The organism is Burkholderiaceae bacterium (genome assembly GCA_024235995.1).
GTDB lineage: Bacteria > Pseudomonadota > Gammaproteobacteria > Burkholderiales > Burkholderiaceae_C > Ottowia.
Genome location: JACKLI010000001.1, coordinates 3,384,280 through 3,409,019, shown reverse-complemented (window position 1 = coordinate 3,409,019; position 24,740 = coordinate 3,384,280). Strand labels below are relative to the sequence as shown.

Sequence of the window (24,740 nt, the reverse complement as noted above, 5' to 3'; positions counted from 1 at the left end):
GCACCCGTCAGCGCGGGTGGGCGGCGGCTTCGATGAAGGCCGTGACCGGATCGAGCTGCGACGCCACGTTGAGCGCCGGCGCGTGGCCGCAGTCGGGCACCTCGATCCATTGCAGCTGCCCGCGCGCGCCGGGGCCGCGCGTGCGCATCTGTTCGGCGGTCTCGCGCCGCACTAGGTCGGACTGCGCGCCGCGCAGCAGCAGCACCGGGATGTGCAGTGCGTCGTAGTGGTGCCAGATCGCGTAGTCGTCGGGGTGGTGCGTGAACTGGCCGACGATGGCCGGGTCGTAGTGCGGCGTCACGCGCCCGTCGGGCAGGCGGCGCGTGCTGGTCTCGGCGAGGCGCCGCCATTGCGCGTCGCTGAGCCAGCCGTAGGACTGGTAGGCGGCGCGAAAGAAGGCCTCCAGCTCGGTCACGGTGGCAAAGGCGGGCGGGCTGCCGGCGTATTGCTTGATGCGCTCGATGGCGGCGGGCGCCAGCTGCGGCGCGTTGTCGTTGAGCACCAGGCTCTGGATGCGGTTTTTCAGCTCGGGCTCGAAGTAGCCCGATGCCGCCACGGTGCCGAGCGCGCCGCCCATCGAGGTGCCGACCCAGTGGCAGCGGGCGATGTCCAGCTGCACCAGCAGCTCGCGCGCCAGCCGGGCGTAGAAGGCCAGGCAGTATTCGTGCTCGGGCGCGCCGGCCCACTGGCTCAGGCCGCGGCCGATGGTGTCGGGGCAGACCACGCGCCAGCCACGCGCGGACAGGTGCGCGGCCAGCTCGTCCATGTCGCGCCCGGTGCGCGCCAGGCCGTGCCAGGCGATGACGGTGCCGCGCACCGGGCCGGCGGCGGGCTGCCAGTCGGTGTAGTGCAACTGGCGGCCAGAGCAGACGAGGTAGTTGGAGGTGAAGGGCATGGTCATCCGTGAGATGGGAAGGCCGCTTGGCGCGCGCGCAGCTTGCCCACCACGCCGGTGGGGAAGTAGTACACCGAAAGCACGAACAGCAGGCCCAGCCACAGCAGCCAGCGGTCGGGCGAGAACAGGGCGGGCAGCAGCGGCACGGCGGCGGTGGCCTCGCCGGCCAGGCGCAGCAGGTCCTGCAGGTAGCTTTGCGCCACCATGAACAGCACCGAGCCGACCAGCGCGCCGTACACGGTGCCCATGCCGCCGATGACGACGATCAGCAGCACGTCGATCATGATCTCGAAGGACAGCGAGGTGTCGGGCCCGTTGTAGCGCAGCCAGATCGCCAGCATGCAGCCGGCCAGCGTGGCGAACAGGGCCGACAGCACGGAGGACAGCGTGCGGTAGACGACCACGCGGTAGCCGATGGCCTCGGCGCGGAACTCGTTTTCGCGGATGGCCTGCAGCACGCGCCCGAAGGGCGAGTTGACGATGCGCAGCAGCGCCAGCACCAGCAGCACGCAGACGACGAACAGCAGGTAGTAGGCAACGACCTTGCCGTCGATCAGCACGCCCAGCACCTCGGTGTCGAACGGCTCGAAGCTGGGCGACAGCCACTCGGGCAGCTTGAAGCTCAGGCCGTCCTCGCCGCCGGTGATGGCCGACAGCTGCGAGGCCAGGGTCTGGAAGGCGGCGGCCACGGCCAGCGTGATCATGGCAAAGAAGATGGCGCGTACGCGCAGCGAGAACAGGCCGATCAGCAGCGCCAGCACCAGCGACAGCGCCAGCGCGCCCAGCGTGCCGGCGGCCAGCGCCGCCCAGTTGGCGCCCAGGCGCGTGCAGGCGATGGCGATGCCGTAGGCGCCGATACCGAAGAACATGGTGTGCGCAAAGCTGACGATGCCGGTGTAGCCCAGCAGCAGATCGAACGCCGCCACCAGCACGATGAAGATCAGCACCTTGGCCGCCACGTTGAGCGCCTTGACGCCCGGAAACACGAAGGGCGCGCAAGCCAGGCCCAGCACGATGAGCACGAGCACGGCGGCCAGCCACTTGCTGCGCGGCAGGTCGTTGGAGAGTAGGCGGCTAAACAGCATGTCAATGATCCCGGTTGCAATGCAGCGCAGCAGGCGCATCCACCTCAAAAATGCCGAAGGCCGCGGAGCAGGCCATGCCAAGGCTCCCGTGGCCGGGGTTTCCCCGGCCACAGGGTGCGCCCCCTCGCAGGGGGGAGGCGCAACAACGCGCAGCGTGTGGAGCCTGGGGGTGGGACACGATCATCGGTTGGTCACGGGATAGAGCCCTTGGGGGCGCCACAGCAGCACCGCCACCATCAGCGCGATGTTGGAGAACAGCGCCACCTTGGGGGCCAGAAAGCCGGTGTAGTTGGCCATCAGCCCCACCAGCAGCGCGCCGATCAGCGCGCCGGAGGTAGAGCCCAGCCCGCCGATGATGATGACGATGAAGATCAGGATGTTGACCTGCGAGCCCATCTGCGGCACCACGATCTGCTGGTACAGCCCCCACATCACGCCGCCCAGACCGGCCAGCGCGCTGCCGGCCACGAACACGCCGACGAACAGCCGCCGGATGCGGTAGCCCAGCGCCTCCACCATCTCGCGGTCCTGCACGCCGGCGCGAATGAGCAGGCCCACCTTGGTGCGCGCCAGCGTCCACAGCAGGGCGGCAAACACCACCGCGCCGACGATCACGGCCACCACACGGTATTTCTCGATCACGGCCTCGCCCAGCAGCCACGAGCCCTGCATGCCGGCCGGCAGCGGCAGCGGGATCTGCTGCGGGCCCCAGACGACCTTGATCAGCTCCTCGCCGATGATCATGCCGCCCATGGTGATGAGGATCTGCTTGAGGTGCTGGCCGTACACCGGGCGCACGATGAAGCGCTCGAAGGCCACGCCCACCGCGCCCGCCACCAGCATGGCCGCCGCCATGGCCGGCAGCACGGCCAGCAGGTTGCGCCACAGCTCGGGCGAGCCCGTCCAGCCGCCCATGGCGCCCAGCACGCTGGTGGCCACGAAGGCGCCCAGCGCGATGAACACGCCGTGGCCGAAGTTGAGCACGTCCATCAGGCCGAACACCAGCGTCAGGCCCGAGGCGATGATGAAGACGATCATGCCCATGGCCAAGCCCGCCACGGTGAGCGTCAGCCAGGTGGAGCCCGAGCCGATGAGCGGCAGTGCCAGGGCAGCCAGCACGGGCACCAGCAGCAGGGGCTTGTAGTCGAGGTCGAACGCTTTCATGCCCGCACCGATACTATGAATAAGTGAGCTGCTTGCGCAGGATGGATGCGGGCGACAAGCCGATTTGCCTTGAATTTCATGCCAGCGACAACCCCAGCAGCCGCTGCTGCAGCGCCTCGTCGGCGGCCAGCGCGGCCATGCTGCCGGCGTGCACGATGCGGCCGTCGTCCATCACGGCCACGCTGTCGCCCAGGCGCTGGGCGAAGTGGATGTTCTGCTCCACCAGCAGGATCGTCACGCCGCTTTGCTTGAGCTGGGCAAAGGCGTCGATCATGTTGTTGATGATGGCGGGCGCCAGGCCCTTGCTGGGCTCGTCCACGATCAGCAGCTGGCGCGGCTCGACGATGGCGCGGGCCACGGCCAGCATCTGCTTTTGCCCGCCCGACAGCTTGCCGGCCGGGTGGTTCCAGAACTTCTCGACCGCCGGAAAGAGCTGGAAGATCCACTGCAGGCGCGTGCCGTCGATCTGCGCCGCGGTGCGCGCGCCGCGCGCGGCCAGCACCATGTTCTCCTTCACCGTCAGGTCGGCGAAGATGCCCATGTTCTCGGGCACGTAGGCGATGCCGGCCTGCGCGATCTGCGGCGTATGGCGCGCCGTGATGTCCTGGCCGCCGAAGCGGATGCGGCCCTGGCTGGCGGGCCACAGGCCCATGATGGTGCGCAGCGTGGTGGTCTTGCCCGCGCCGTTGCGCCCCAGCAGCAGCGTGAGCTGGCCGCGCGGCACCTGCAGATCGACGCCGTGCAGGATGTGGTAGGCGCCGATGTGGGTGTGCACGCCTTCGAGCGTGAGCAGGTTGTCGCTCATGCTGCGGCCTCCTCATCCTGACCCACGCCCAGATAGGCTTTTTGCACCACCGGCGATGCGATCACCTCGGCCGGTTCGCCGTCGGCCACCAGCTGGCCGTTGGTCAGCACGATGATGCGGTCGGCCAGCTCGCGCACGACGTCCATCTTGTGTTCCACCAGCAGGATGGTCTTGCGCTTGTCCTTTTTCAGCGCGCGGATCAGGTTCAGGATCACGGGCGCCTCGTCGTGGCTCATGCCGGCGGTGGGCTCGTCGAACATGTAGACCTGCGGGTCGAGCGCCATCAAGAGCGCCACCTCCAGCTTGCGCTGGTCGCCGTGCGGCAGGCTGGCCACGGGCATGTCCTGCTGGCCCTGCATGGCCACCGATTGCAGGATGGCGTGGGCGCGCGCCGTCCAGTCGCGGTGGTCGCTCCAGATGCGCCAGGGGTTGAGCGCCTGCGCGCCGCCCTGCGTGGCCTGCACGGCCAGGCGCACGTTTTCCAGCACGCTCAGGTTGGGAAACAGGTTGGTGAGCTGGAACGCCCGCCCCAGCCCGGCCTTGGTGCGCGCCGACGGCGCCAGGCCCGTCAGCTCGCGCCCGTTCAGGCGCACGCGCCCGCTCGTGGCCTTGAGCTGGCCCGAGATCAGGTTGAAGTAGGTGGTCTTGCCCGCGCCGTTGGGCCCGACGATGGCCGTCAGAGTACCCGGCGCAAACGCGCACGTGACCGCGTCGACGGCCACGTGGCCGCCAAAGCGGATGGTGAGGTTCTCGGTCTCAAGCATGGGCAGAGGTTGAGCGTTGGGCGTTGAGCGTTCAGCGTGGAATACCGCTCGCTCAACGCTCAACGCTGAACGCTCAACCAGACAATCAGCGCTTGTTGCGGATCGGGATCTGCATGTCCTCGGGCTTGATCTCGCGCACCAGCTCGGGCACGCCCCAGGCAAAGGCCGGGTCCACCTTGATCTTGAAGTGGTACATGCTCTGCATGGCCTGGTGGTCTTCCTTGCGGAAGGTCATCTTGCCCTTGGGCGTGTCGAAGCTCATGCCCTCCATGGTCTTGATGAGCTTGTTGGTATTGGTGTCGCCACCCGTGGCCTTGAGCGCGGTGACGATGGCCTCGGCGGCGGCAAAGCCGCCGGCGGTGAAGAAGTCGGGCGGCGCCTTGAACTGCTTGTAGTGCATGGCCACCAGCGCGTCGTTGGCCGGGTTCTTGGGGATGCCGAAGTAGTAGTAGGTGGCGCCTTCCATGCCGGGGAAGTTCTTGTAGGCGGCCATGGCCGGCAGGATGTTGCCGCCGGTGAAGACCTCGATGCCGTAGCGCTTTTTCAGGTCCTGCGCGGCCAGGGCGGCGAACGGCGGCGTGCCGCCGGCCCAGATCACCTCGATGGCCTTGCGGCCGGGCTTGTCCTTCAGCGCGTCGATGGCGTGCTGGATGCCGGCCGTGAAGTCGGTGGTGCTTTGCGGCAGGTATTCCTCGTGCACGATCTTGGCGTGCTTGAGCGCCTCCTTGAAGGCCTTCACGCCGTCGCGGCCAAAGGCATAGTCCTGCGCCAGGGTGACGATGGAGACGCCGTCCTTGTCCATCGCGGCGGCGTTGCTGATGGCGTCCTGGCTGGAGTTGCGGCCGGTGCGGAAGATGTACTTGTTCCACTTCTCGCCGGTGATCGAGTCGGCCACGGCGGGCTCGACCAGCAGGATCTTCTTGTACTCCTCGGCCACCGGCAGCATGGCCAGCGCCACGCCCGAGCTGGTGGGCCCCACGGCCAGGTCGGCCTTGTCGTCGGCGTAGGCGGTGGCCAGCAGGCTCTTGCCCAGGTCGGGCTTGCCCTGGTCGTCCTTCTCGATCACCACGATCTTCTTGCCCGCCACCTCCATGGTGCCGCCGGTGGCGTATTGCAGCCCCATCATCAGGCCGGTCTGCGTCTGCTTGCCGTAGGCCTCCAGCGGGCCGGTCTTGCTGTAGACGTGGGCGATCTTGATCTCGCCGGCGGCCAGCGCCGAGGTGCTGACGAGGGCGGCCGCGGCGGCCAGGGCGATGAGGGAGCGACGTTGCATGAAGATGTCTCCAGTGGGGTAATCAAAGGCAAGGCGTGCAGACCTTAACGCAAAAGACGTGCCAGGATGCAAGTATTTGATTTGCTGGAGATTGACCAACCTCCAGCCATGAAATGTCTTAATTTTAGTCAAATAAACGACTGAAATTCAGACATTTGTCTGCCGTTCGATCAGTATCAACCCGCAGCCAGGCGCTCGTACAGCGTGGCGCGCGAAATGCCCAGCCGGCGCGCGGCCGCCAGCTTGTTGCCGCCAGTGGCACGCAGCGCCGCGGCGATGGCGCGCCGCTCCAGTGCGCGCACCTGCTCGGCCATCGGTTGCAGCAGGGTGGCCTCGTCGTCGGGCGGCGGCGCGGCGGCGGGCGGCGCGGGCTGGATCGGCGCCAGGCCCGACAGGCGCAGCACCGCCTCCATGTGCGCGGTGTCCAGCCGGTCGGATTCGGCGTGCAGCGCGGCCTGCTCCAGCACGTTGCGCAGCTCGCGGATGTTGCCGCGCCAGTGCTGCGCGGCCAGCAGCGCCAGCGCGCCGGGCGTCAGCTCGGGCGGTGGGGTGCCGCGCTGCGCCATGTCCTCGCCCAGCACCTCGACCAGCGCCGGAATGTCGCCGCGCCGCTCGCGCAGCGGCGGCACGCGCAGGGGCAGCACGTTCAGGCGGTAGTACAGGTCTTCGCGGAACTGCCCGGCCTGCACCAGCGCCGGCAGGTCGCGGCTGGTGGCGGCGACGATGCGCGCGTCGAACGGCTGCAGCCGGTTGCTGCCCAGCGGCTCGATCTCGCCGTCCTGCAGCGCGCGCAGCAGCTTGGCCTGCAGCGCCAGCGGCATGTCGCCGATCTCGTCGAGAAACAGCGTGCCGCCGTCGGCCAGCTTGAACTTGCCCTCGCGTCCCTTGCGCTCGGCGCCGGTGTAGGCGCCCGGCGCCACGCCGAAGAACTCGGCCTCCAGCAGCGTCTCGGGCACGGCGGCGATGTTGATGCCGACGAACGGCCCCGACGCGCGCGCCGACGCGGCGTGGATGCCGTGCGCCAGCAGCTCCTTGCCGGTGCCGGTCTCGCCCAGCAGCAGCACCGGGCTGCCCGACTGCGCCGCGCGCCGCGCCTGGCGCTTGACCTCCACCGCCGCCGGGCTGGCGCCGACGAAGCTGGCCAGCGTGTACTTGGTGCGCCTGGCCAGCGCGCCCTGGCTGCGCTGCGCGTCCAGCTCGCGCTGGGCGTCCTGCAGCTGCTGCTGCAGGCGCGCGAACTGCGCGGTCAGCGCCCGCATGTGGGCCGAGGTCTGGTCGAACAGCACGATGCCCAGCACGCCGATCACCTCGCCCGCGGCGTCGCGCAGCGGGATGCGGCTGACCACGAAGGTGCCCGCCTTGTTGCCCAGCAGGTCGATCAGGATCGGCTTGCCGGTGCGCAGCACCTCGTGCATCTGCGTGTTGTCCACCACCCGGGCCACCGGCTGGCCGACGAAGTCCTCCTCGCGCGCAAAGCCCAGCGCGGGCAGAAAGCGCCGGTATTGCTCGTTGATCCAGACCACGCGCGCGTCGCGGTCGATCAGCAGCATGCCCTCGCTGGCGTTCTCGAACAGCTCGAACATCGAGCGCGCGGCCAGCGCCAGGATGCGCTCGCTGTCGCGGGGCAGGGCGGGGGACGGTGCGGACATGGGGCGATGGTAGTCCGCGCGGTCGGCAATAAATACCCGGGCAAAATTATTTAACCCGGGTATAATTTTGGGATGAACACGCTTTTCCCATCCCGATACACCGCTTTCGTGGGCGAGCGCCAGGTGGCGCGCGGCTCGTATGCCGACATCGCTCAGGCCCTGGGTGCATTGGCCGGCTCCGACGCTCCCGTGTGGGTCTTCGACGACGCCACCGGCGCGCCGGTGGACGCGCCGCCGCGCCCCGAGCCGGCGGCGCTGCGGGCGCGCCTCGGCGGCGCGGCCGGTGCACCGGCCGCGCCGCGCCCGTCGCCCGGCCGCCCGCGCCTGGGCGTGGTGGCGCGCGAGGTGACCCTGCTGCCGCGCCATTGGCAATGGCTGGCGACGCAGCCGGGCGGTGCCTCGGCCGCTCTGCGCCGCCTGGTCGAGCAGGCACGCAAATCCGGTGACGCGGCCGACGGGCGGCGCCGGGCCGGCGAGCGGGCCTACAAATTCATGAGCGCCATCGCCGGCCACCAGCCGGGCTTCGAGGAGGCGGCGCGGGCGCTGTTTGCGGGCGATGGCCGCGCTTTCGCCGCGTGCACGGCACGCTGGCCGAAGGACGTGCGCGCGCACCTGGGCGAACTGGCGCGCGGCGCGTTCACCGCCCCGGCCGAAGACGGCGAGGCCGGCCGGTGAGCGCCGCAGCCCCCATGGCGCCCGCGCGCCCGCTGTGGCGCGCCTACCTGGCCTTTCTGGGGCCCATGGTGCTGGCCAACATCCTGCAGTCGCTGTCGGGCAGCGTCAACGCGGTCTACATCGGGCAGATGCTCGGCACCGACGCGCTGGCCGCCGTGGCGGGCATGTTCCCGGTGGTGTTCTTCTTCATCGCGCTGATCATCGGCGTGGGCGCGGGCGCCTCGGTGCTGATCGGCCAGGCCTGGGGCGCGCGCGAGCCGCACAAGGTCAAAGCCATTGCCGGCACCGCGCTGGCGCTGGGCGGCCTGATCGGCGCGGTGGCCGCCGTGCTGGGCGAGCTGCTGGCCCGCCCGGCGCTGGTTGCGCTGGGCACGGCGCCCGAGCTGCTGCCTGACGCGGTGGCCTATGCGCGGGTGATGATGCTGGGCATGCCGCTGCTGCTGGTGTTCATCCTGTACACCCAGCTCCTGCGCGGCGTGGGCGACACGGTGACGCCGCTGCTGGCGCTGTGCCTGTCCACCGCGGTGGGGCTGCTGCTGACCCCGGCGCTGATCCGCGGCTGGCTCGGCCTGCCGCGGCTGGGCGTGGTCAGCGCGGCGGTGGCGGGCTGGGTGTCGTTTGCGCTGGCGCTGGCTTTTTTGTGGGTCTATCTGCGCCGCAAGCGCCACCCGCTGGCGCCGGACGCCGAACTGCTGCGCGCGCTGCGCATCGATGCGCGCCTGCTGCGCGCGGTGCTGCGCATCGGCGTGCCCACGGGCGTGCAGATGGTGACCATCGCGCTGGCCGAGCTGGCCATCCTGAGCCTGGTCAACGGCTACGGGGCCGACGCCACGGCGGCCTATGGCGCGGTCAACCAGATCGTCAACTACGTGCAGTTTCCGGCCCTGTCGATTGCCATCACGGCGTCCATCCTCGGCGCGCAGGCCATCGGCGCCGGCCGCGTCGAGCGCCTGTCGGCCATCGTGCGCACCGGCTTGCTGCTGAACGGGCTGCTGACCGGCGCCCTGGTGCTGGCCGGCTACGCGCTGTCGCGCTGGCTGCTGGGCTTTTTCATCACCGCGCCGCAGGTGCTGGCGCTGGCGCAGGGCCTGCTGCAGGTGATGCTGTGGGGCAGCGTGGTGTTCGGCATGCAGGCCGTGGTGGCCGGTGTCATGCGCGCCAGCGGCACGGTGTGGGTGCCCACGGGCATCAGCGTGGCCTCGATCGTGCTGGTGCAGCTGCCGGCGGCGCACGCGCTGTCGGCGCGCCTGGGGCTGCCGGGCGTGTGGCTGTCGTACCCGGTGGTGTTTTGCGTCATGCTGGCCCTGCAAAGCGCTTTCTACCTGTGGGTGTGGCGCCATCGCAGGATCGAGCGGCTGGTTTAGCGGCTGTTGATTGGTCTACACTGATTCTGCCCAACGAACAACCCTGACTCTGGAGGTGCTTGCTGTGTACGAACGGATTCTGGTGACCCTGGACGGATCGTCCTATTCGGAGGAAATCATCGCGTATGCGGCCGGCCTGGCGGCGGCCCAGGGCAGCGACTTGACCCTGCTGCGCGTGGTGGACAAGGCGGCCGACGTGCCCGAGGCCGAGGGCTATCTGCAGCGGCTGGCCGCGGCGCACAGTGCCCGGGGCGAGAGCGTGGTGGCCTCGGGCGACGTGGCCGATGCCATCCTGGCACAGGCGCGCCAGGTGCCCGGCACGCTGGTGGCCATGACCTCGCACGGCCGCTCGGGCCTGCTGCAGGCCATGCTGGGCAGCGTGGCGCTGCGCGTGGTGCGCGCCAGCGCCGGCGCTCCGGTGCTGGTGTACCGCCCCACCGGCGATGCCCAGGTGGGCGCCGCGCCCCTGAAGGTGCGCAGCGTGGTGCTGCCGCTGGACGGCACCGAGCTGTCCGAGGCCATGATCGCGCCGGCCGGCGAGCTGGCGCAGCGCATCGGCGCCGAGTTGGAGCTGGTCAGCGTGGTCAATCCGACCGGTGGCGAAGTGCCCGACACCGGCGCCATGAAGGGCCTGGAGTCCGGCTACGTGCGCAACCAGGCGCGCGACCTGGCCAAGCGTTTCGGGGTGCCCGTCGACTGGGAGGTGCTGCACGGCGAGCCGGCCGAGGCCATCACCGGCTACCTGAGCGGCCGGCGCGACGTCATCCTGGCCATGGCCACCCATGGCCGCAGCGCGCTCAAGACCGCGCTGCTGGGCAGCGTCACCGCCGGCTGCCTGAGCACGGCCGGGGTGCCGGTGCTGATGCGGGTGCCGTGAGGTTCCAGGCCACCTGGTTGATCCGGATTCACGCTCGAGGCTACGTGCCGATTGCTATGATTTGCATAGCTTATTGGGCATGATCCATGGGGGCTGGGGCACGATTTGGCTCTAAGAGTTCGAGTCTGAGCGCGTCGCCCCGGAACCATTGACGTGGACCTCAAGGGCGTCGATCTCAACCTGCTGCCGGTGCTGGACGCGCTGCTGCGTCAGCGCAGCGCCACGCGCGCGGCGCGCGAGCTCGACGTCAGCCAGTCCACCCTGAGTTCGGCCCTGGGCCGTCTGCGCCAGCAGCTGGGTGACGAACTGTTCGTGCGCACCGGGCGCGGCCTGCGCCCGACGGCGCGCGCCGCCGCGCTGGCCGCGCCGCTGGCGGACATCCTTGAGCGCGTGCGCGACCAGGTTTTGGCCACGCAAAGCTTCGACGCCGCCACGGCGCAGCGCGAGTTCCGTATCGCGCACACCGACGTCGGCGCCTACGTGCTGTGGCCGCGCATCGTGCACGCGGTGCGCACGCGCGCGCCCCATGTGCGCCTGGCGCTGCGGGTGATGGACCCGGCCAGCTTGGGCCAGGCGCTGGCCGACGGCGCGGTCGACCTGGCCGTCGGCAGTTTTCCGCGCCTGCCGCCCACGCTGATCCAGCGGCGCCTGTATGACCGGCACTACGTGGCGGTGGTCAGCCGCACGCACACCCTGGCGGGCCGGCGCCTGAGCCTGCGGCGTTTTGCCGAAACGCCGCAGCTGGTGGTGCACGGCAACTCGGGGGTGCAGGACATGATCACCGAACTGCTGGCCGCGCAGCAACTGCAGCGCCGCGAGTTGCTGGAGCTGCCCTCGTACCTGATGGTGCCGCCGCTGCTGGCGCTGGGCGAGTTCCTGGCGGTGGTGCCGGCGCAGCTGGCCGACGTGTTCAACGCGCACGGCACGCTGGCGTTGCTGCCGCTGCCCTTCAGGCTGCCGCCCAGCACCGTGCGCCTGTACTGGCACCGCCGCTTCAACGACGACGCAGGCCTGCGCTGGCTGCGCGAGCTGCTGGTGGGCGAGCTGTCGCCCCGCAGCGCGAGCGTCTGAAGGGCCTTACGCCGGCACGCGTGCGGGGCTGCTGAACAGCGCCAGCGCGTTGTCGTGGTCGATGGCGCGGCGCTGCCCGGGCGTCAGCGGGTAGGCGTCCAGCAGCTGCGCGAAGTGCTGCGAGCGCTCGGCCGGCGCGTAGGGCCAGTCGCTGCCGAAGGTGATGTGCGTCGGGTCGGCAAACGCCAGCAGCGAGGGCAGGGCGTAGGGGCTGCTGCTGAGCGCCGTGTCGAAGTAGTAGCGGCGCAGGCGCTCGATGCCGTGGGCGGTGTCGCCGCGCTCGGAGCAGGTGCGCGCGATGCGCTCGGCCGCGTAGGGCACGAAGCCGCCGGCGTGCGAAAGGATGATGCGCACATGTGGATAGCGCTCCAGCCAGCCCGCGCGCGCCATGTGGATGGCCGCGCGCGTGGTGTCCAGCAAAAAGTCGGCCGCGAAGGGCGGAATGTCGGGCGGCGGCGGCGCGTTCAGCTCGGACGGGTGCACGAAGATCACCGCCGCGCGCCGGTTCAGCTCTTCCATCAGCGGCTCGATCGCGGCGTCGCCCAGGTAGCTGCCGCGCACGCTGGCCAGCAGCACCACGCCGTCGGCGCCCAGCACGTCGAAGGCGTGCGCCGCCTCGGCCAGGGCGCCATCGACGTCGGGCAGCGTCAGCGTGGCGAAGAAGCCAAACTGCGCCGGGCGATCGGCGCGCACGCGGGCGGCGAATTCGTTCACCTCGCGTGCCCAGCGGCGTGCCAGCGTGTCGTCGCCCAGGTGCACGCCGGGCGTGGACACCGACAGGATGCTGCGCGTCACGCCGATGCGGCTCATCAGCTCGAGCGCGGCATCGGCCGACCAGTCGGGAATGGCGCGGCCGCCCGCCGCGATGCCCTGGCGGGCCAGCCAGGCCTTGTAGCTGGGCGGGACGATGTGGTGGTGGGTGTCGATGCGGGTCAGGCTCATGGGCGGCGTCTCGGTGGGGCCATTCATTCGGGGTGGATGTCGGTGTTCTTCACGATGCCCGACCACAAGGCCTTCTCCTGCTTCAGGAAGGCCCGCGCGTCGGCCACCGAGCCGCCCAGGGGGTAGTTGGCCGTCCGCGCCAGCTTGTCCACCACGGCGGGCGACTGCAGCGCGGCGTTGACGATCTGGTTGATCTGCTGCACGCGGGCGGCGGGCGTGCCCTTCTTGGCAAACAGCATGAACCAGCCGGTGGCCTGCAGGCCGGGCACGATGTCCTTGGCCAACGGGTAGCCCTCCAGGCCCGGCAGCACCTTGGCCGACGTCACCGCCAGCCCCTTCAGGCGCCCGGACTTGACCAGGGGCAGCAGGGGTGCCACGCCGTTGACGGTCATGGCCGCCTCGCCGCCGACCACCGTCTGGATGCCCTGCCCGGTGGTGGCGGTGGGCACGATGTTGAACGGTGCCCCGGTGGTTTGGACCAGCAGCTCGGCCGTCAGGTGCGGGATCGAGCCGCGGCTGGTGGTGGTCAGGGTCACCGCGCCCGGGTCCTTGCGCGCCGCAGCCAACGCGTCGGCCAGCGTCTGCGGCCCGCGCTCGGCGTTGCCGACGAACATCATGGGCGTGTCGGCCACCGAGACGACCGGCTCCATGTCGGTTTCGAGGTCGTACCGCGCCGCGCGGTAGGTGAGCGGGGTGACGGTGACCACGGCCGCCTGCGCAAGCAGCAGGGTATCGGGGTTGCTGGCCGACTTGGCCGCCATCACCGCGATGATGCCGCCGGCGCCCGGGCGGTTGTTGACGACCACCGGGCGCTTGAGCCGTGTGCTCAGCTCGTCCCCGACGATGCGCGCGATGATGTCCGGCGCGCTGCCGGCGCCGGACGGCACGATGATGTCGATGGGCTCCTGGCTCCAGGCCGCGCCGCCGATGAGGGCGCCGAGTGCCAGGGCGACGAGTGCTCGTCGTGTTTGCATGGGTGTCTCCTTTGGTCCGTGGTCAAGGCCGGCCCACAGCTTAGGTAACACCAGAGCCTCGGAATAGGCCCGCGCAGGCCAATCTGATATCGATGGCGTCGATGAATGAGGAACAGCCCATGGGCGCGCCGCCGCTCGGCGCCGCGGTGCCGTAGCGCCGGCGGCACAATGGCGTCCGATCATGACCGAACCCCTGGAGCGCCAGCGCATCGACAAGTGGCTGTGGGCCGCGCGCTTTTTCAAGACCCGCGCCCTGGCCGTGCAGGCCATCGAGCGTGCGCGCGTGCAGGTGGGCGGCAGCCCGGTGAAGCCGGCGCGCGAGCTGAAGGTGGGCGACCTGCTGCGGGTGCGGCAGGGCGAGCTCGAACGCGAGGTGCGGGTGCTGGCGCTCAGCGCCCTGCGCGGGCCGGCGCCGGTGGCACAGCAGCTGTATGCCGAGACCGCGGTCAGCGTGGCCGCGCGCGAGCAGGCCGCCGCCGCGCGCCGCCTGGCGCCCGAGCCGGCGCGCAGCATCGCCCAGGGTCGCCCCACCAAGCGCGAACGCCGCGCGCTGGACGGCCAGCGGCGCGCCGACTGGGACCAGCGCTGGTCGGCCGCATGGGACGAATGAGCGCCAGATGGACGCAGGCACCCTGAAACATCCCGACGTGCCGCAGGCGTTGCCGCCCGTCGTGCGCGCGCGCCTGCAGGCCGGCCAGCGCCGCGTGACGGGGGCGGGCGACGAGCGCGTGGTCTGGCACGCCTGGGGCGTGCCAGACGGCGCGCCGCCGGTGGTGCTGCTGCACGGCGGCAGCGGCTCGTGGACGCACTGGGTGAAGAACATCGTGCCGCTGCTCGATGCGGGCCGCTGGGTGCTGGCGGCGGACATGCCGGGTTTTGGCGATTCCGACCCGCCCGCCGTGGGCAGCGACGCCGACGCCATGGCCGGGCCCCTGGCCGCGGGGCTGCGCGCGCTGGTGCCGGGGGTGGCGGTCGACTTGGTCGGCTTCTCGCTGGGCGGGCTGGTGTCCGCGCGCCTGCTGGCGGCACACCCCGAGCTGGCGCGGCGCCTGGTGCTGGTGGGCGCGCCGGCCATGGGGGTGGCGGCCGACCGGCCGGTGCAGCTCAAGGCCTGGCGGCACCTGGCCACGCGCGCGCTGCAGCTGGAGCACCACCGCCACAACCTGGCGGTGCTGATGCTGCACGATGCGCGCGCCGTCGACGCGCTGGCGCTGGAGCTGCACGCGGCCAACGTGGAGCGCGACCGCCTGCCGCGCCGGCGCCGCTCGTTCGCCGACTGGCTGGCGCGCACCCTGCCCGGGCTGGCGTGTCCGGTGCATGCCATCTACGGCGAGCACGATGCGCTGTACGTGCCCCGCGTGCACCAGCTGGCCGGCGCGTTCGCCGCGGCCGCGCCGGACTTTCGCGGCCTGCAGCTGATCGAGGGCGCCGGACACTGGGTGCAGTATGAGAAGGCGGCTGCCTTCGACGTCGCGCTGCAGGACGCGCTTGGGGCCTGTTGGTTAACAGGCCCTAATTCAGTGTCGGGCCAAGGATCTCGCTGAGCCAGCTGCCAAAGGCCTGCACGCGCCGCGAAAGGTGGCGGCGGTGCGCATAGACCAGTTGAATCGGCATGGGCGCCGCCGGCCAGCGGGCCAGCACCTCCACCAGCGTGCCCGCCCCCAGGTGCTCCTGCACATCGAAGGCGGGCACCTGAATCAGGCCCAGCCCTGCCAAGGCGCAGGCGATGTAGGCCTCGGCGTTGTTGACCGTGACCTGGGCCGTGGTGGGCAGCGTGCGCGTGTGGCCGCGCTCGTGCCACTCCCATGGCGCCACGCCGCCGCCCGACGTGGCGTAGTGCACGGCCCGGTGCCGCGGCATGTCTTGCAGGGAACGCGGCGTGCCCCAGCGCGCCAGATACGTCGGGCTGGCGCAGTTGACCATGCGCAAGCGCCCCAGCGGCCGGGCCACCAGGCTGCTGGATGCCATCTCGCCCACGCGCAGGGCGCAGTCGATGCCTTCGCGCACCAGGTCCACCGTCCGGTCGCTGCTGCCCAGGTCCAGCTTCACGTGGGGGTATCGGGAAAAAAAATCAGGCAAGGCGGGCGCGATCAGCCGCCGCGCCATGCGGCTGGGCACATCCACCCGCAAATGGCCGGCCGGTTGCGCCCCCTGGGCCTGAAACTGCAGCGCCAATTCGTCGGCATCGTGCACCAGCATGCTGGCGCGCTCCAGCAGGGCCTGGCCGTCCGGTGTCAGGCTCACGCGCCGGGTCGTGCGATTGAGCAGGCGCGTGCCCAGGCGAGCCTCCAATTGCTGCACCGCCAGTGACACCGTCGGTCGCGGCAAGTCCAGCTGCGCCGCCGCGGGCGTGAAGCCGCCGCTGTGAGCCACCTGGACAAAGGTGCGCAGTTGCTCGATGAGATCCATTCGATGTCATTGGTCATGAAACATGGATAGTGATTTTATTTTCATTCTATTTACTCCCATTATCTTGACCAATAAACTGGCTCGCATCCCATCACAGCAAAGGAGTTCGTTCATGTCCAGGCACAGCATCGAAGGCAAGGTCGTCTTGATCGCCGGTGGCGCCAAAAACCTGGGGGGCCTGCTGGCGCGCGACCTGGCCGCCCATGGCGCCAAGGCCGTGGCCATCCACTACCACAGCGCGGCCACCCAGGCGGCGGCCGATGAGACCGTGGCGGCCGTGCAAAAAGCGGGCGCCCGGGCCGTGGCCTTGCAAGCCAAGCTGAGCACGGCCGCAGCCATGGAAAAGTTGTTTGCCGATGCCGTGGCCGCCGTCGGCCGCCCGGACATCGCCATCAACACGGTGGGCAAGGTGCTGAAAAAGCCGATGCTTGAAATCTCGGAAGCCGAATACGACGAGATGAGCGATGCCAACGCCAAGTCGGCCTTCTTTTTCCTGAAGGAGGCGGGCAAACACGTGAACGACCACGGCAAGGTGTGCACGCTGGTGACCTCGCTGCTGGGGGCATTCACGCCGTTTTACGCCAGCTATGCGGGCACCAAGGCGCCGGTGGAGCATTTCACCCGCGCGGCGGCCAAGGAGTTCGGCGCGCGCGGCATCTCGGTGACGGCCGTGGGCCCGGGCCCCATGGACACCTCGTTCTTCTACGGGCAAGAGGCACCCGATGCGCAGGCCTATCACAAGAGTGCGGCAGCACTGTCGGCCTTCAGCAAGACCGGCCTGACCGACATCGAGGACGTGGTGCCTTTCATTCGCCATCTGGTCAGCGACGGCTGGTGGATCACCGGCCAGACCATCCTGATCAATGGCGGCTACACCACCAAATGAAAGAAGGCTGATCTTGCTCGACCCCTACCCGCGCAATGCGTTTCGCGGCACGGCGCGCATGCACGCCACCGACGGCCCGGCGAAGGCAAAACCCTGGGCGCGGCGCTGGTCCATGGGTGGGGCGCCTTGGCTGGCAAAATGTTCACCGTCGCTGCTGCACTGCCCTGTCCATGCCAACCCCGCTCCGAATCGATTTCGTCTCCGACGTGGCCTGCCCCTGGTGCGCGGTGGGCCTGGCCTCGCTGCAGCAGGCGCTGGCGCGCAGTGCGGATGCGGTGCCGGCCACGCTGCACCTGCAGCCCTTCGAGCTCAACCCCGACATGGGCGCCGAGGGCATGGACGTGGACGAGTACCTGCGCCGCAAGTGGGGCGGGGTGCCGGCCAACCGCGACCAGATCCTGGCCACCCTCAACGAGCGCGGCGCGGCGGTGGGCTTTGCCTTCAACCCGGCAGGGCGCGGGCGCATCGTCAACACCTTCAAGGCGCACCGGCTGCTGCACTGGGCTGGGCTGGAGAGTGCCGACCGGCAACTGGCGCTCAAGCGCGCGCTGCTGCAGGCCTACCACGGCCGCGGCGAGCGGGTGGACCATGACGAGGTGCTGCTGGCCGTGGTGGCGCAGGTGGGGCTGGACGCCGAGCGCGCCCGCGCCATCCTGGCCGGCGACGACTACGCCAGCGAGGTGCGTACGGCCGAGCGCCGCTGGCAGATGGCGGGCATCCAGTCGGTGCCGTCGATCGTCATCAACGAGCGCCACCTGATCTCGGGCGGGCAGCCGCCCGGGGTGTTCGAGCAGGCGCTGCGGCAGATCGCCGCCCCGCAATAGCTATTTGTTTGATAGCTGCTTGCGCATTATGTATGCGGGCTGGCGGCTATTTTTGCTTGAAGAACGCGCGCAGGCTGGCGCTCAGCGCCGGAAACTCCTGGGCAAAGCGCTCGGGGTCGACGAAGTGCGCCTCGCAGGCCACGGCGAAGAATTCCTCGGGCGCGCTGGCGGCGTAGGCGTCCAGCCAGGACAGGGGCTCGCCGAAGCGTTCGGCGCGGATCACCTGCTCGCGAAAGTGCCGGTAGGCCGGCGCCCAGGTGTGCGCCCAGATGGCGGCGGCCTCGCGCGCGCCGCGCGCGCCCATGAAGCCGCGCGGCAGCGGCGGCGCGCCGTGGGCGCCGCCGGCCTGCATGTCCATCTTGTGCATGAACTCGTGGATCACCACGCTGCTGGCCGTGCCCGTGCCGTCGCCCTGCACGGCCGGCCAGCTCAGCATGACGGGGCCGTCCTGCATGGCCTCGCCGGCCAGCACCTCGGCGTAGTGGTGCACCACGCCGGCGTGGTCCATCACCTGGCGGGCGGCCACCGCGTCGGCCGGGTGCATGACGATGCCCACGAAGTCGTCGTACCACGACAGCGCGTCCTCGGGCGTGTCGGCCGGCCCCAGGTGCAGCAGCGGCAGGCAGGCCTGCGCGGCCACGGCCACGGCCATGGCGTCGGTGACGCGCAGGCCGTGCGCGCCGCTGAACTGCTTGTGCGCCAGAAAGTGCGTGACCAGGCGGCGCAGCCGGGCCTTGTCGTCGCCGCTCAGGCGCTGCAGGAAGGCATAGCGCGCCAGCGTGGCCTGCCACAGCGCGTCGGGGATGGGCTTGGGCGGCCGCACCGCGCGGCGCCACCAGCGGGCGAGGGCGGGCAGCATGGATTTAAAGATCGATGCGCGTGCGGGCGCTGTCCGCCGTCAGCCGCAGCACCTGGGCGCGGTGGGTGCGCGCGTCGATGTGCCAGTCGCTCAGCACCACCTGCGTCAGGCCATCGCCCAGGGCGTGGTCGGCGGGCTGGTGGGTGTGGCCGTGGATCAGCAGGCGGGAGTTGGCGGCGTGCAGCCATTGGCGCGCCAGCGCGGCGTCGGCCTGGGCGTAGTCGGCGGGCGCGGTGGCGGCGTGGCGCGCCTCGCTGTGCTCGCGCATCTGGCGCGCGATGGCCTGGCGCTCGGCCAGCGGGCGGGCCAGGAAGGCGCTTTGCCATGCGGCGCTGCGCACCTGCTGGCGAAACTGCTGGTAGGCCACATCGGCCGTGCACAGCAGGTCGCCGTGGCTGAGGACGATGCGCTGCGCGTCCCATTCGAACACCGTGGGGTCGTCGGCCAGGTCGCGCACGCGGTGGCGCGCGAGGAAGTCGCTGCCCACCAGGAAGTCGCGGTTGCCGCGCATGAAGGCGAGGTCGGCGCGGCAGCCGTCCAGCACCTGGCCGCACTGGGCCTCGAAGCTGCCGGGCGCGGCGCCGTCGTCGCCCACCCAGGCTTCGAACAGATCGCCCAGGATGATGACGGCGTCGGCTGGCGTGCGCGCCACGTAGGCGGCCCAGGCCTCGAAGGTGGCCGGCTCCTCGGGCTTGAGGTGCAGGTCGGAAATGACATCGACCGTGCGCCAGGCCTCGGGTGCGGTCAGCACGCCGAAGGAGGGCACGGCCATCATGGGTGGTCAGACCTGCACGGCCTTTTCAATGACGACATCATCGCGCGGCACGTCGTCGTGAAAGCCCTTGCGCGTGGTGGGCAGGGCCTTGATGGCATCCACCACCTCCTGGCCCTTGACGACCTTGCCGAACACGGCATAGCCCCAGCCCTGGGCAGTGGGGGCCTTGAAGTCGAGAAAGTCGTTGTCCACCGTGTTGATGAAGAACTGCGCGGTGGCCGAGTGCGGGTCGCTGGTGCGGGCCATGGCCACGGTGTAGCGGGCGTTCTTCAGGCCGTTGTCGGCCTCGTTGGTGATGGACGCCTGGGTGCCTTTTTGCTTCATGCCGGGCTCGAAGCCGCCGCCCTGGATCATGAAGTTCTTGATGACGCGGTGAAACACCGTGTTGTCGTAGTGGCCGCCCGTCACGTAGGACAGGAAGTTGGTCACCGACTTGGGGGCCTTCTCATGGTCCAGCTCCAGCGTGATGACGCCGTGGTCCTTGATGTGCAGTTCGACTTGGGGGTTGCTCATGACAATGTCTTTCAGGGGATGAGGGTGGCGGATTGGATGACGACCGGCTTTTGCGGCACGTCGGAGGGGAAGGGGCCGCCGGCGCCGGTGGGCTCGTCGCGAATCTTGTCGACCGTGTCCATGCCGCTCACGACCTTGCCGAACACGGTGTAGCCGAACAGGGCGGGGTGGTTCTCGACCTGCGCGCGCGGGATGTCCTTTTGCAGCTGGCCCTGGAACTCGAAGGTCACCGGGTCGCCCGCCGGCAGGATCACCGGGTCGAGCCGCGGGTTGTCCACCACGTTGATGAAGAACTGCGCCTTGGCCGAATACGGGTCGTTGGTGCGCGCCATGGCGATGGCGCCGCGCACGTTCTTCAGGCCCTTGGCCAGGGCCTGGCGTCCTTCGTGGTTGATGGAGGCGCGGGTCGGCTTTTCCTTGTAGTCGGTGTCGTAGCCGCCGCCCTGGACCATGAAGCTCTTGATCACGCGGTGAAACACGGTGCCGTTGTAGTGCCCGTCCTTGACGTACTGCAGGAAGTTGGCCACGGTCTTGGGCGCGGCGTCGGGGTAGAGCTCGACGACGAAGTCACCGTCGGTGGTGACGAACTTGACGCGCGGGCTGCCGGCCAGCGCCGGCAGGGCGGTGCCCAGGGCGGCCGCGGCCACCACGGTGGCGCCCAGGCGGGCGAGCGTGCGACGGGACAGGATCATGGGTGGGGCTTTCGGGGACGGGAATCGTGGTTGGTGCGCCGGGGTTGCGCGCAAGTTCCCGGATCAGGGCTTGGCTTGGGCCGGGGCGCCCCACAGGTGCTGCAGCGCCTCGATCTTGGCCGGCAGCTGCGGGTCGTCGGCCTTGGCCTGGCGCGCGCGCTCGAACGACTGCAGCGCCTCGCGCGCCTGCACGTCGCCCAGGTTGGCCAGCGCGGTGGCGTAGTCGGGCTGCACGCGCAGGGCGTTTTGCAGCGCCTCGCGCGCCTGCGCCAGGTGCCCGCCGGCGGCGTACAGCACGGCCAGGTTGTTCCAGGGCTCGGCCAGCTCGGGGTAGTCGCGCGTCAGCTGCAGCAGCAGGGCCTGCGCCTCGGCGGCCTGGCCGCTGGCGCTCAGCACGTTGGCCTTGATGAAGCGCATCTGCGGATCGCGCGGATGGTCCTTGATGTAGGCATCGGCCGCGGCCAGCGCCTGCGCCGTCTGGCCTGCGGATTGCAACTGCTGTACCTGGGTGTAGTCGTCGGCGGCGCGGGCCGGGCCCGCCAGCAGCAGGCCGGCCAGCAGCAGGGCCAGGGTGGCGGGCCGGCGGGTGGACTGGGGTGGGCGGCGCAGGAGCATGAACGGGCGCGGGGCGCGGAGGGGGCCAGGCTGTGGGCCGGGGCGCCGGGGCAGGTTTTATACTGCGGGGCATTGTAGCCAAGCAGGATGTTTGCGCCGCCCGCGCCACCGCGAGCCGCGCTTTCCCTCTTGACGGGCGGCCCGCGGCGTCTGACGATGAGCCCAAACGGTTGGCCCGCACCTGCGGTATTCGGTTTTTCCATGACCCTTCGGATTTACAACACGCTCTCGCGTGGGTTGGAAGCTTTTGCGCCCATCGAGCCGGGCCACGTGCGCATGTACGTGTGCGGCATCACCGTCTATGACCTGTGCCACGTCGGCCACGCGCGCTCGGCCGTGGCCTTCGACGTGGTGCAGCGCTGGCTCAAGGCCAGCGGCCTGCGCGTGACCTTCGTGCGCAACATCACCGACATCGAAGACAAGATCATCCGCCGCGCGCTGGAGAACGGCGAGACCATCCGCCAGCTGACCGACCGCATGATCGGCGAGATGTACCGCGACTTCGACGCCTTGGGCGTGCAGCGCCCCACGCACGACCCGCGCGCCACCGACTACGTGCCGCAGATGCTGGACATCGTGGGCCGGTTGCAGGGCAAGGGCCTGGCGTATCGGTCGGACAACGGCGACGTGAACTACGCCGTGCGCAAGTTTCCCGGCTACGGCAGGCTGTCGGGCAAGACGCTGGACGAGCTGCAGGCCGGCGAGCGCGTGGCGGTGGCCGAGGGCAAGCACGACCCGCTGGATTTCGTGCTGTGGAAGTCCGCCAAACCCAGCGAGCCCGAAGGCGCCAAGTGGGACAGCCCCTTCGGCCTGGGCCGGCCGGGCTGGCACATCGAATGCTCGGCCATGAGCTGCGCGCTGCTGGGCGACACCTTCGACATCCACGGCGGCGGGGCCGACCTGCAGTTTCCGCACCACGAAAACGAGATCGCGCAGAGCGAAGGCGCCAACGGCCAGCCGCTGGCGCGCGTGTGGATGCACAACGGCTTCGTCAACATCGACAACGAGAAGATGTCCAAGTCGCTGGGCAACTTCTTCACCATCCGCGAGGTGCTCGAGCGGTTCGACGCCGAGACGATCCGCTTCTTCATCGTGCGCGCGCACTACCGCAGCCCGCTCAACTACAGCGACGTGCACCTGCAGGACGCGCGCGCGGCGCTGCGGCGCCTGTACACGGCGCTGGACGCGGTGCCGGCGGCCGAAGTGGCGATCGACTGGACCAATCCCTGGGCCGCGCGCTTCAAGGCCGCGATGGACGAGGACTTCGGCACGCCGGAGGCGGTGGCCGTGCTGTTCGAGCTGGCCAGCGAGGTCAACCGTGCGCGCCGACCCGAGGATGCCGGCCTGCTGAAGGCCCTGGGCGGCTGCCTGGGCCTGCTGCAGGCCGACCCGCAGGCCTTTCTGCAGGCCGGCAGCACGCTCGATGAAGCGGCCATTGCCGCCCAGATCGAGGCCCGCGCCGCCGCCAAGAAAGCCAAGGACTTTGCCCGCGCCGACCAGATTCGCGCCGAGCTGCTGGCCGCCGGCGTCGTGCTCAAGGATTCGCCCGCGGGCACCACCTGGGAGGCCGTTCCATGACCGATTTTTCAAGCCAAACAGGCTGTTTGCGCTGATGGGGCGGGCGATGGCAGCTACAAAAAACAAAGTCAACGGGGTGGTGATGACCCCGGCCTACTGGGACGCCGCCTGCGAGCACCTCACGCGCAAGGACCGGGTGCTGCGCCGCCTGATCCCGCGCTTTGGCGACGCCTGCCTGCAGTCGCGCGGCGACGCCTTCGTCACGCTGGCGCGCTCCATCGTCGGCCAGCAGATCTCGGTCAAGGCGGCGCAGTCGGTGTGGGAGCGCTTCGAGGCGCTGCCGCGGCGCATGACGCCCGCCAGCGTGCTCAAGCTCAAGGTGGACGACATGCGCGCCGCCGGCCTGTCGGCGCGCAAGGTGGAATACCTGGTGGACCTGGCGCTGCACTTCGACGCCGGCAAGATCCACGTCGATGAGTGGGTGGCGATGGACGACGAGTCCATCATCGCCGAGCTGGTGGCCATCCGCGGCATCGGCCGCTGGACGGCCGAGATGTTCCTGATGTTCCACCTGCTGCGCCCCGACGTGCTGCCGCTGGACGACGTGGGCCTGATCAAGGGCATCAGCACCAACTATTTCTCGGGCGAGCCCGTCAGCCGCAGCGAGGCGCGCGAGGTGGCCGCCGGCTGGGCGCCCTGGCGCAGCGTGGCCACCTGGTACATGTGGCGCTCGCTGGAGCCGCTGCCCGTCGCCTACTGAAGAGCAGGCCCGGCACGCCCGGGCACATCCGCTAACATTCCTTCCCTCCCGTCACCGAGGAGCCGCTTTTGGCCAAAAAGACCTTTCTGGATTTCGAGCAACCCATCGCCGAGCTGGAAAACAAGATCGAGGAGCTGCGCTACGTGCAGTCCGAAAGCGCGGTCGACATCTCCGAGGAGATCGACCAGCTGGGCAAGAAGAGCCTGAAGCTCACCAAGGACATCTACGGCGACCTGTCGCCCTGGCAGATCACCAAGATCGCGCGCCACCCCGACCGGCCCTACACGCTGGACTACGTGCGCGAGTGCTTCACCGACTTCGTCGAGCTGCACGGCGACCGCCACTTCGCCGACGACCAGAGCATCGTCGGCGGCCTGGCGCGCTTCAACGGCAACGCCTGCATGGTGCTGGGCCACCAGAAGGGGCGCGACACCAAGGAGCGCGCCGCGCGCAACTTCGGCATGACGCGGCCCGAGGGCTACCGCAAGGCCCTGCGCCTGATGAAGACGGCCGAGAAGTTCAAGCTGCCGGTGTTCACCTTCGTCGACACGCCCGGCGCGTTTCCGGGCATCGACGCCGAGGAGCGCGGCCAGTCCGAGGCCATCGGCCGCAACATCTACGAGATGGCGCAGCTCGAGGTACCCATCATCACCACCATCATCGGCGAGGGCGGCTCGGGTGGCGCGCTGGCCATTGCCGTGGCCGACCAGGTGCTGATGCTGCAGTACTCGATCTACTCGGTGATCAGCCCCGAGGGCTGCGCCTCCATCCTCTGGAAGACCAGCGACAAGGCCGAGGAGGCCGCCGCCGCCCTGGGCATCACCGCGCACCGCCTGAAGGCGCTGGGCCTGGTCGACAAGATCGTCAGCGAGCCGGTGGGCGGCGCGCACCGCGACCCGCGCCAGATGGGCGGCTTCGCCAAGCGCGCGCTGGCCGACGCCTGGCGCCAGATCGCCGACCTGAAGCTCAAGGACCTGCTGGACCGGCGCTACGAGCGCCTGCAGGGCTACGGCCGCTTTACCGACACCAAGGCGGAAAGGTAGGGTTCAGCGCGTGGCGCGGGCGTCCACCTTGGCACGCAGCGCCGCATGCAGCTCGGCCGGCAGGAGCTTGAAGGCCAGCTGCAGCAGCACGTAGGCCAGCAGCCCGTCGTCCAGCCAGCCCAGCAGCGGGATGGTGTCGGGGATCAGGTCGATGGGGCTGAGCACGTACACGATGGCCAGCACCGTGGCCAGCTTGGCGCCCTTGGGCGCGCGCGGATCGCGCAGCAGGCCCCAGGCCAGCAGCAGTTCCTTGCGCAGCACGGTCAGCAGTCGGGTCAGTTTCCACATCGAGCGCAGGCCTCCTTCAG

At 69.9% G+C, this 24,740-nt stretch carries 27 protein-coding genes; 11 read left to right on the top strand and 16 right to left on the bottom strand.

All coding sequences use genetic code 11. The annotated features are described in order from the left end of the window. Positions 1 to 7 precede the first annotated feature (7 nt). The 7 genes from H6927_16270 to H6927_16240 form a co-directional block, all read right to left on the bottom strand. Entirely contained in the window at positions 8 to 895 is an 888-nt protein-coding gene (locus tag H6927_16270) for an alpha/beta fold hydrolase (protein MCP5219647.1), read from the bottom strand. Between the two features lie 2 nt (positions 896 to 897). Continuing rightward, on the bottom strand, positions 898 to 1,977 hold the full coding sequence (locus H6927_16265; protein MCP5219646.1) for a branched-chain amino acid ABC transporter permease: 1,080 nt from the start codon (positions 1,975 to 1,977) through the stop codon (positions 898 to 900). Between the two features lie 183 nt (positions 1,978 to 2,160). Further along, complete coding sequence (locus H6927_16260) at positions 2,161 to 3,144, bottom strand: branched-chain amino acid ABC transporter permease (protein ID MCP5219645.1); 984 nt, start codon at positions 3,142 to 3,144, stop codon at positions 2,161 to 2,163. Between the two features lie 76 nt (positions 3,145 to 3,220). Further along, positions 3,221 to 3,949, bottom strand: coding sequence for an ABC transporter ATP-binding protein (locus H6927_16255; protein MCP5219644.1), 729 nt, complete (start codon positions 3,947 to 3,949; stop codon positions 3,221 to 3,223). Beyond that, entirely contained in the window at positions 3,946 to 4,713 is a 768-nt protein-coding gene (locus tag H6927_16250; GenBank protein MCP5219643.1) for an ABC transporter ATP-binding protein, read from the bottom strand. The genes H6927_16255 and H6927_16250 overlap by 4 nt, the downstream gene beginning before the upstream one ends. An 85-nt stretch (positions 4,714 to 4,798) precedes the next feature. Continuing rightward, positions 4,799 to 5,986 (bottom strand): substrate-binding domain-containing protein, encoded by a 1,188-nt coding sequence (locus tag H6927_16245; protein MCP5219642.1) that lies wholly within the window; start codon positions 5,984 to 5,986, stop codon positions 4,799 to 4,801. Between the two features lie 176 nt (positions 5,987 to 6,162). Then, entirely contained in the window at positions 6,163 to 7,635 is a 1,473-nt protein-coding gene (locus tag H6927_16240) for a sigma 54-interacting transcriptional regulator (GenBank protein ID MCP5219641.1), read from the bottom strand. 72 nt (positions 7,636 to 7,707) lie between these two features. Here H6927_16240 and H6927_16235 point away from each other — a divergent pair, with 72 nt between their 5' ends. From H6927_16235 to H6927_16220, 4 genes are all read left to right on the top strand, one after another. Next, positions 7,708 to 8,310 (top strand): DUF2239 family protein, encoded by a 603-nt coding sequence (locus H6927_16235; protein ID MCP5219640.1) that lies wholly within the window; start codon positions 7,708 to 7,710, stop codon positions 8,308 to 8,310. Between the two features lie 14 nt (positions 8,311 to 8,324). Beyond that, the gene (locus H6927_16230; GenBank protein ID MCP5219639.1) at positions 8,325 to 9,674 is read left to right on the top strand and encodes an MATE family efflux transporter; all 1,350 of its coding nucleotides are present in this window, start codon (positions 8,325 to 8,327) and stop codon (positions 9,672 to 9,674) included. Positions 9,675 to 9,738: 64 nt separating this feature from the next. Continuing rightward, on the top strand, positions 9,739 to 10,551 hold the full coding sequence (locus H6927_16225) for a universal stress protein (protein ID MCP5219638.1): 813 nt from the start codon (positions 9,739 to 9,741) through the stop codon (positions 10,549 to 10,551). 153 nt (positions 10,552 to 10,704) lie between these two features. Then, positions 10,705 to 11,622 (top strand): LysR family transcriptional regulator, encoded by a 918-nt coding sequence (locus H6927_16220; protein ID MCP5219637.1) that lies wholly within the window; start codon positions 10,705 to 10,707, stop codon positions 11,620 to 11,622. Between the two features lie 6 nt (positions 11,623 to 11,628). Here the strand turns inward: H6927_16220 and H6927_16215 are convergent, their stop codons facing one another. Together H6927_16215 and H6927_16210 are read right to left on the bottom strand one after the other, a co-directional pair. Further along, positions 11,629 to 12,564: an amidohydrolase gene (locus tag H6927_16215; protein MCP5219636.1), complete on the bottom strand. Its 936-nt coding sequence runs from the start codon at positions 12,562 to 12,564 to the stop codon at positions 11,629 to 11,631. 23 nt (positions 12,565 to 12,587) lie between these two features. Continuing rightward, positions 12,588 to 13,538 (bottom strand): tripartite tricarboxylate transporter substrate binding protein, encoded by a 951-nt coding sequence (locus H6927_16210; protein ID MCP5219635.1) that lies wholly within the window; start codon positions 13,536 to 13,538, stop codon positions 12,588 to 12,590. 181 nt (positions 13,539 to 13,719) lie between these two features. On the opposite strand from H6927_16210, the gene H6927_16205 reads away from it, so the two are divergent. Both H6927_16205 and H6927_16200 read left to right on the top strand, forming a co-directional pair. Further along, positions 13,720 to 14,148 (top strand): RNA-binding S4 domain-containing protein, encoded by a 429-nt coding sequence (locus tag H6927_16205; protein MCP5219634.1) that lies wholly within the window; start codon positions 13,720 to 13,722, stop codon positions 14,146 to 14,148. A 7-nt stretch (positions 14,149 to 14,155) separates the two neighbouring features. Further along, the gene (locus tag H6927_16200) at positions 14,156 to 15,082 is read left to right on the top strand and encodes an alpha/beta fold hydrolase (protein ID MCP5219633.1); all 927 of its coding nucleotides are present in this window, start codon (positions 14,156 to 14,158) and stop codon (positions 15,080 to 15,082) included. Here the strand turns inward: H6927_16200 and H6927_16195 are convergent. Beyond that, positions 15,051 to 15,947: a LysR family transcriptional regulator gene (locus H6927_16195; protein MCP5219632.1), complete on the bottom strand. Its 897-nt coding sequence runs from the start codon at positions 15,945 to 15,947 to the stop codon at positions 15,051 to 15,053. The two genes, H6927_16200 and H6927_16195, sit on opposite strands and share 32 nt — an antisense overlap. 112 nt (positions 15,948 to 16,059) lie before the next feature. Here H6927_16195 and H6927_16190 point away from each other — a divergent pair, with 112 nt between their 5' ends. Both H6927_16190 and H6927_16185 read left to right on the top strand, forming a co-directional pair. Beyond that, positions 16,060 to 16,833, top strand: a complete 774-nt coding sequence (locus H6927_16190; protein MCP5219631.1) for an SDR family oxidoreductase — start codon at positions 16,060 to 16,062, stop codon at positions 16,831 to 16,833. Positions 16,834 to 17,003: 170 nt separating this feature from the next. Continuing rightward, a complete protein-coding gene (locus tag H6927_16185; protein ID MCP5219630.1) occupies positions 17,004 to 17,657 on the top strand; it encodes a DsbA family oxidoreductase in 654 nt (217 codons plus the stop codon). Positions 17,658 to 17,703: 46 nt separating this feature from the next. Here the strand turns inward: H6927_16185 and H6927_16180 are convergent, their stop codons facing one another. The 5 genes from H6927_16180 to H6927_16160 form a co-directional block, all read right to left on the bottom strand. Then, positions 17,704 to 18,516: a zinc-dependent peptidase gene (locus H6927_16180; GenBank protein MCP5219629.1), complete on the bottom strand. Its 813-nt coding sequence runs from the start codon at positions 18,514 to 18,516 to the stop codon at positions 17,704 to 17,706. Between the two features lie 4 nt (positions 18,517 to 18,520). Further along, positions 18,521 to 19,291: a UDP-2,3-diacylglucosamine diphosphatase gene (locus H6927_16175; protein ID MCP5219628.1), complete on the bottom strand. Its 771-nt coding sequence runs from the start codon at positions 19,289 to 19,291 to the stop codon at positions 18,521 to 18,523. A 6-nt stretch (positions 19,292 to 19,297) separates the two neighbouring features. After that, complete coding sequence (locus H6927_16170) at positions 19,298 to 19,804, bottom strand: peptidyl-prolyl cis-trans isomerase (protein ID MCP5219627.1); 507 nt, start codon at positions 19,802 to 19,804, stop codon at positions 19,298 to 19,300. A gap of 11 nt (positions 19,805 to 19,815) precedes the next feature. Further along, positions 19,816 to 20,496 carry a peptidylprolyl isomerase gene (locus tag H6927_16165; GenBank protein ID MCP5219626.1) on the bottom strand — a complete coding sequence of 227 codons (681 nt, stop codon included), beginning with the start codon at positions 20,494 to 20,496 and terminating at the stop codon, positions 19,816 to 19,818. A gap of 63 nt (positions 20,497 to 20,559) precedes the next feature. After that, the gene (locus H6927_16160; protein ID MCP5219625.1) at positions 20,560 to 21,111 is read right to left on the bottom strand and encodes a tetratricopeptide repeat protein; all 552 of its coding nucleotides are present in this window, start codon (positions 21,109 to 21,111) and stop codon (positions 20,560 to 20,562) included. Positions 21,112 to 21,312: 201 nt separating this feature from the next. Here H6927_16160 and H6927_16155 point away from each other — a divergent pair, with 201 nt between their 5' ends. From H6927_16155 to H6927_16145, 3 genes are all read left to right on the top strand, one after another. Continuing rightward, positions 21,313 to 22,689, top strand: coding sequence for a cysteine--tRNA ligase (locus H6927_16155; GenBank protein MCP5219624.1), 1,377 nt, complete (start codon positions 21,313 to 21,315; stop codon positions 22,687 to 22,689). Positions 22,690 to 22,735: 46 nt separating this feature from the next. Continuing rightward, positions 22,736 to 23,389 carry a DNA-3-methyladenine glycosylase 2 family protein gene (locus H6927_16150; GenBank protein ID MCP5219623.1) on the top strand — a complete coding sequence of 218 codons (654 nt, stop codon included), beginning with the start codon at positions 22,736 to 22,738 and terminating at the stop codon, positions 23,387 to 23,389. Positions 23,390 to 23,457: 68 nt separating this feature from the next. Then, a complete protein-coding gene (locus tag H6927_16145) occupies positions 23,458 to 24,432 on the top strand; it encodes an acetyl-CoA carboxylase carboxyltransferase subunit alpha (GenBank protein MCP5219622.1) in 975 nt (324 codons plus the stop codon). A gap of 3 nt (positions 24,433 to 24,435) precedes the next feature. Here H6927_16145 and H6927_16140 read toward each other — a convergent pair whose 3' ends face one another. Then, the gene (locus H6927_16140; protein ID MCP5219621.1) at positions 24,436 to 24,720 is read right to left on the bottom strand and encodes a DUF1232 domain-containing protein; all 285 of its coding nucleotides are present in this window, start codon (positions 24,718 to 24,720) and stop codon (positions 24,436 to 24,438) included. Positions 24,721 to 24,740 lie beyond the last annotated feature (20 nt).

Coding starts and splice junctions, on each gene's coding strand:
- H6927_16270 (MCP5219647.1), bottom strand. CDS start 895: ATGCCCTTCACCTCCAACTACCTCGTCTGCTCTGGCCGCCAGTTGCAC.
- H6927_16260 (MCP5219645.1), bottom strand. CDS start 3,144: ATGAAAGCGTTCGACCTCGACTACAAGCCCCTGCTGCTGGTGCCCGTG.
- H6927_16255 (MCP5219644.1), bottom strand. CDS start 3,949: ATGAGCGACAACCTGCTCACGCTCGAAGGCGTGCACACCCACATCGGC.
- H6927_16250 (MCP5219643.1), bottom strand. CDS start 4,713: ATGCTTGAGACCGAGAACCTCACCATCCGCTTTGGCGGCCACGTGGCC.
- H6927_16245 (MCP5219642.1), bottom strand. CDS start 5,986: ATGCAACGTCGCTCCCTCATCGCCCTGGCCGCCGCGGCCGCCCTCGTC.
- H6927_16240 (MCP5219641.1), bottom strand. CDS start 7,635: ATGTCCGCACCGTCCCCCGCCCTGCCCCGCGACAGCGAGCGCATCCTG.
- H6927_16235 (MCP5219640.1), top strand. CDS start 7,708: ATGAACACGCTTTTCCCATCCCGATACACCGCTTTCGTGGGCGAGCGC.
- H6927_16230 (MCP5219639.1), top strand. CDS start 8,325: ATGGCGCCCGCGCGCCCGCTGTGGCGCGCCTACCTGGCCTTTCTGGGG.
- H6927_16215 (MCP5219636.1), bottom strand. CDS start 12,564: ATGAGCCTGACCCGCATCGACACCCACCACCACATCGTCCCGCCCAGC.
- H6927_16210 (MCP5219635.1), bottom strand. CDS start 13,538: ATGCAAACACGACGAGCACTCGTCGCCCTGGCACTCGGCGCCCTCATC.
- H6927_16205 (MCP5219634.1), top strand. CDS start 13,720: ATGACCGAACCCCTGGAGCGCCAGCGCATCGACAAGTGGCTGTGGGCC.
- H6927_16200 (MCP5219633.1), top strand. CDS start 14,156: ATGGACGCAGGCACCCTGAAACATCCCGACGTGCCGCAGGCGTTGCCG.
- H6927_16195 (MCP5219632.1), bottom strand. CDS start 15,947: ATGGATCTCATCGAGCAACTGCGCACCTTTGTCCAGGTGGCTCACAGC.
- H6927_16190 (MCP5219631.1), top strand. CDS start 16,060: ATGTCCAGGCACAGCATCGAAGGCAAGGTCGTCTTGATCGCCGGTGGC.
- H6927_16185 (MCP5219630.1), top strand. CDS start 17,004: ATGCCAACCCCGCTCCGAATCGATTTCGTCTCCGACGTGGCCTGCCCC.
- H6927_16180 (MCP5219629.1), bottom strand. CDS start 18,516: ATGCTGCCCGCCCTCGCCCGCTGGTGGCGCCGCGCGGTGCGGCCGCCC.
- H6927_16175 (MCP5219628.1), bottom strand. CDS start 19,291: ATGATGGCCGTGCCCTCCTTCGGCGTGCTGACCGCACCCGAGGCCTGG.
- H6927_16170 (MCP5219627.1), bottom strand. CDS start 19,804: ATGAGCAACCCCCAAGTCGAACTGCACATCAAGGACCACGGCGTCATC.
- H6927_16165 (MCP5219626.1), bottom strand. CDS start 20,496: ATGATCCTGTCCCGTCGCACGCTCGCCCGCCTGGGCGCCACCGTGGTG.
- H6927_16160 (MCP5219625.1), bottom strand. CDS start 21,111: ATGCTCCTGCGCCGCCCACCCCAGTCCACCCGCCGGCCCGCCACCCTG.
- H6927_16155 (MCP5219624.1), top strand. CDS start 21,313: ATGACCCTTCGGATTTACAACACGCTCTCGCGTGGGTTGGAAGCTTTT.
- H6927_16150 (MCP5219623.1), top strand. CDS start 22,736: ATGGCAGCTACAAAAAACAAAGTCAACGGGGTGGTGATGACCCCGGCC.
- H6927_16140 (MCP5219621.1), bottom strand. CDS start 24,720: ATGTGGAAACTGACCCGACTGCTGACCGTGCTGCGCAAGGAACTGCTG.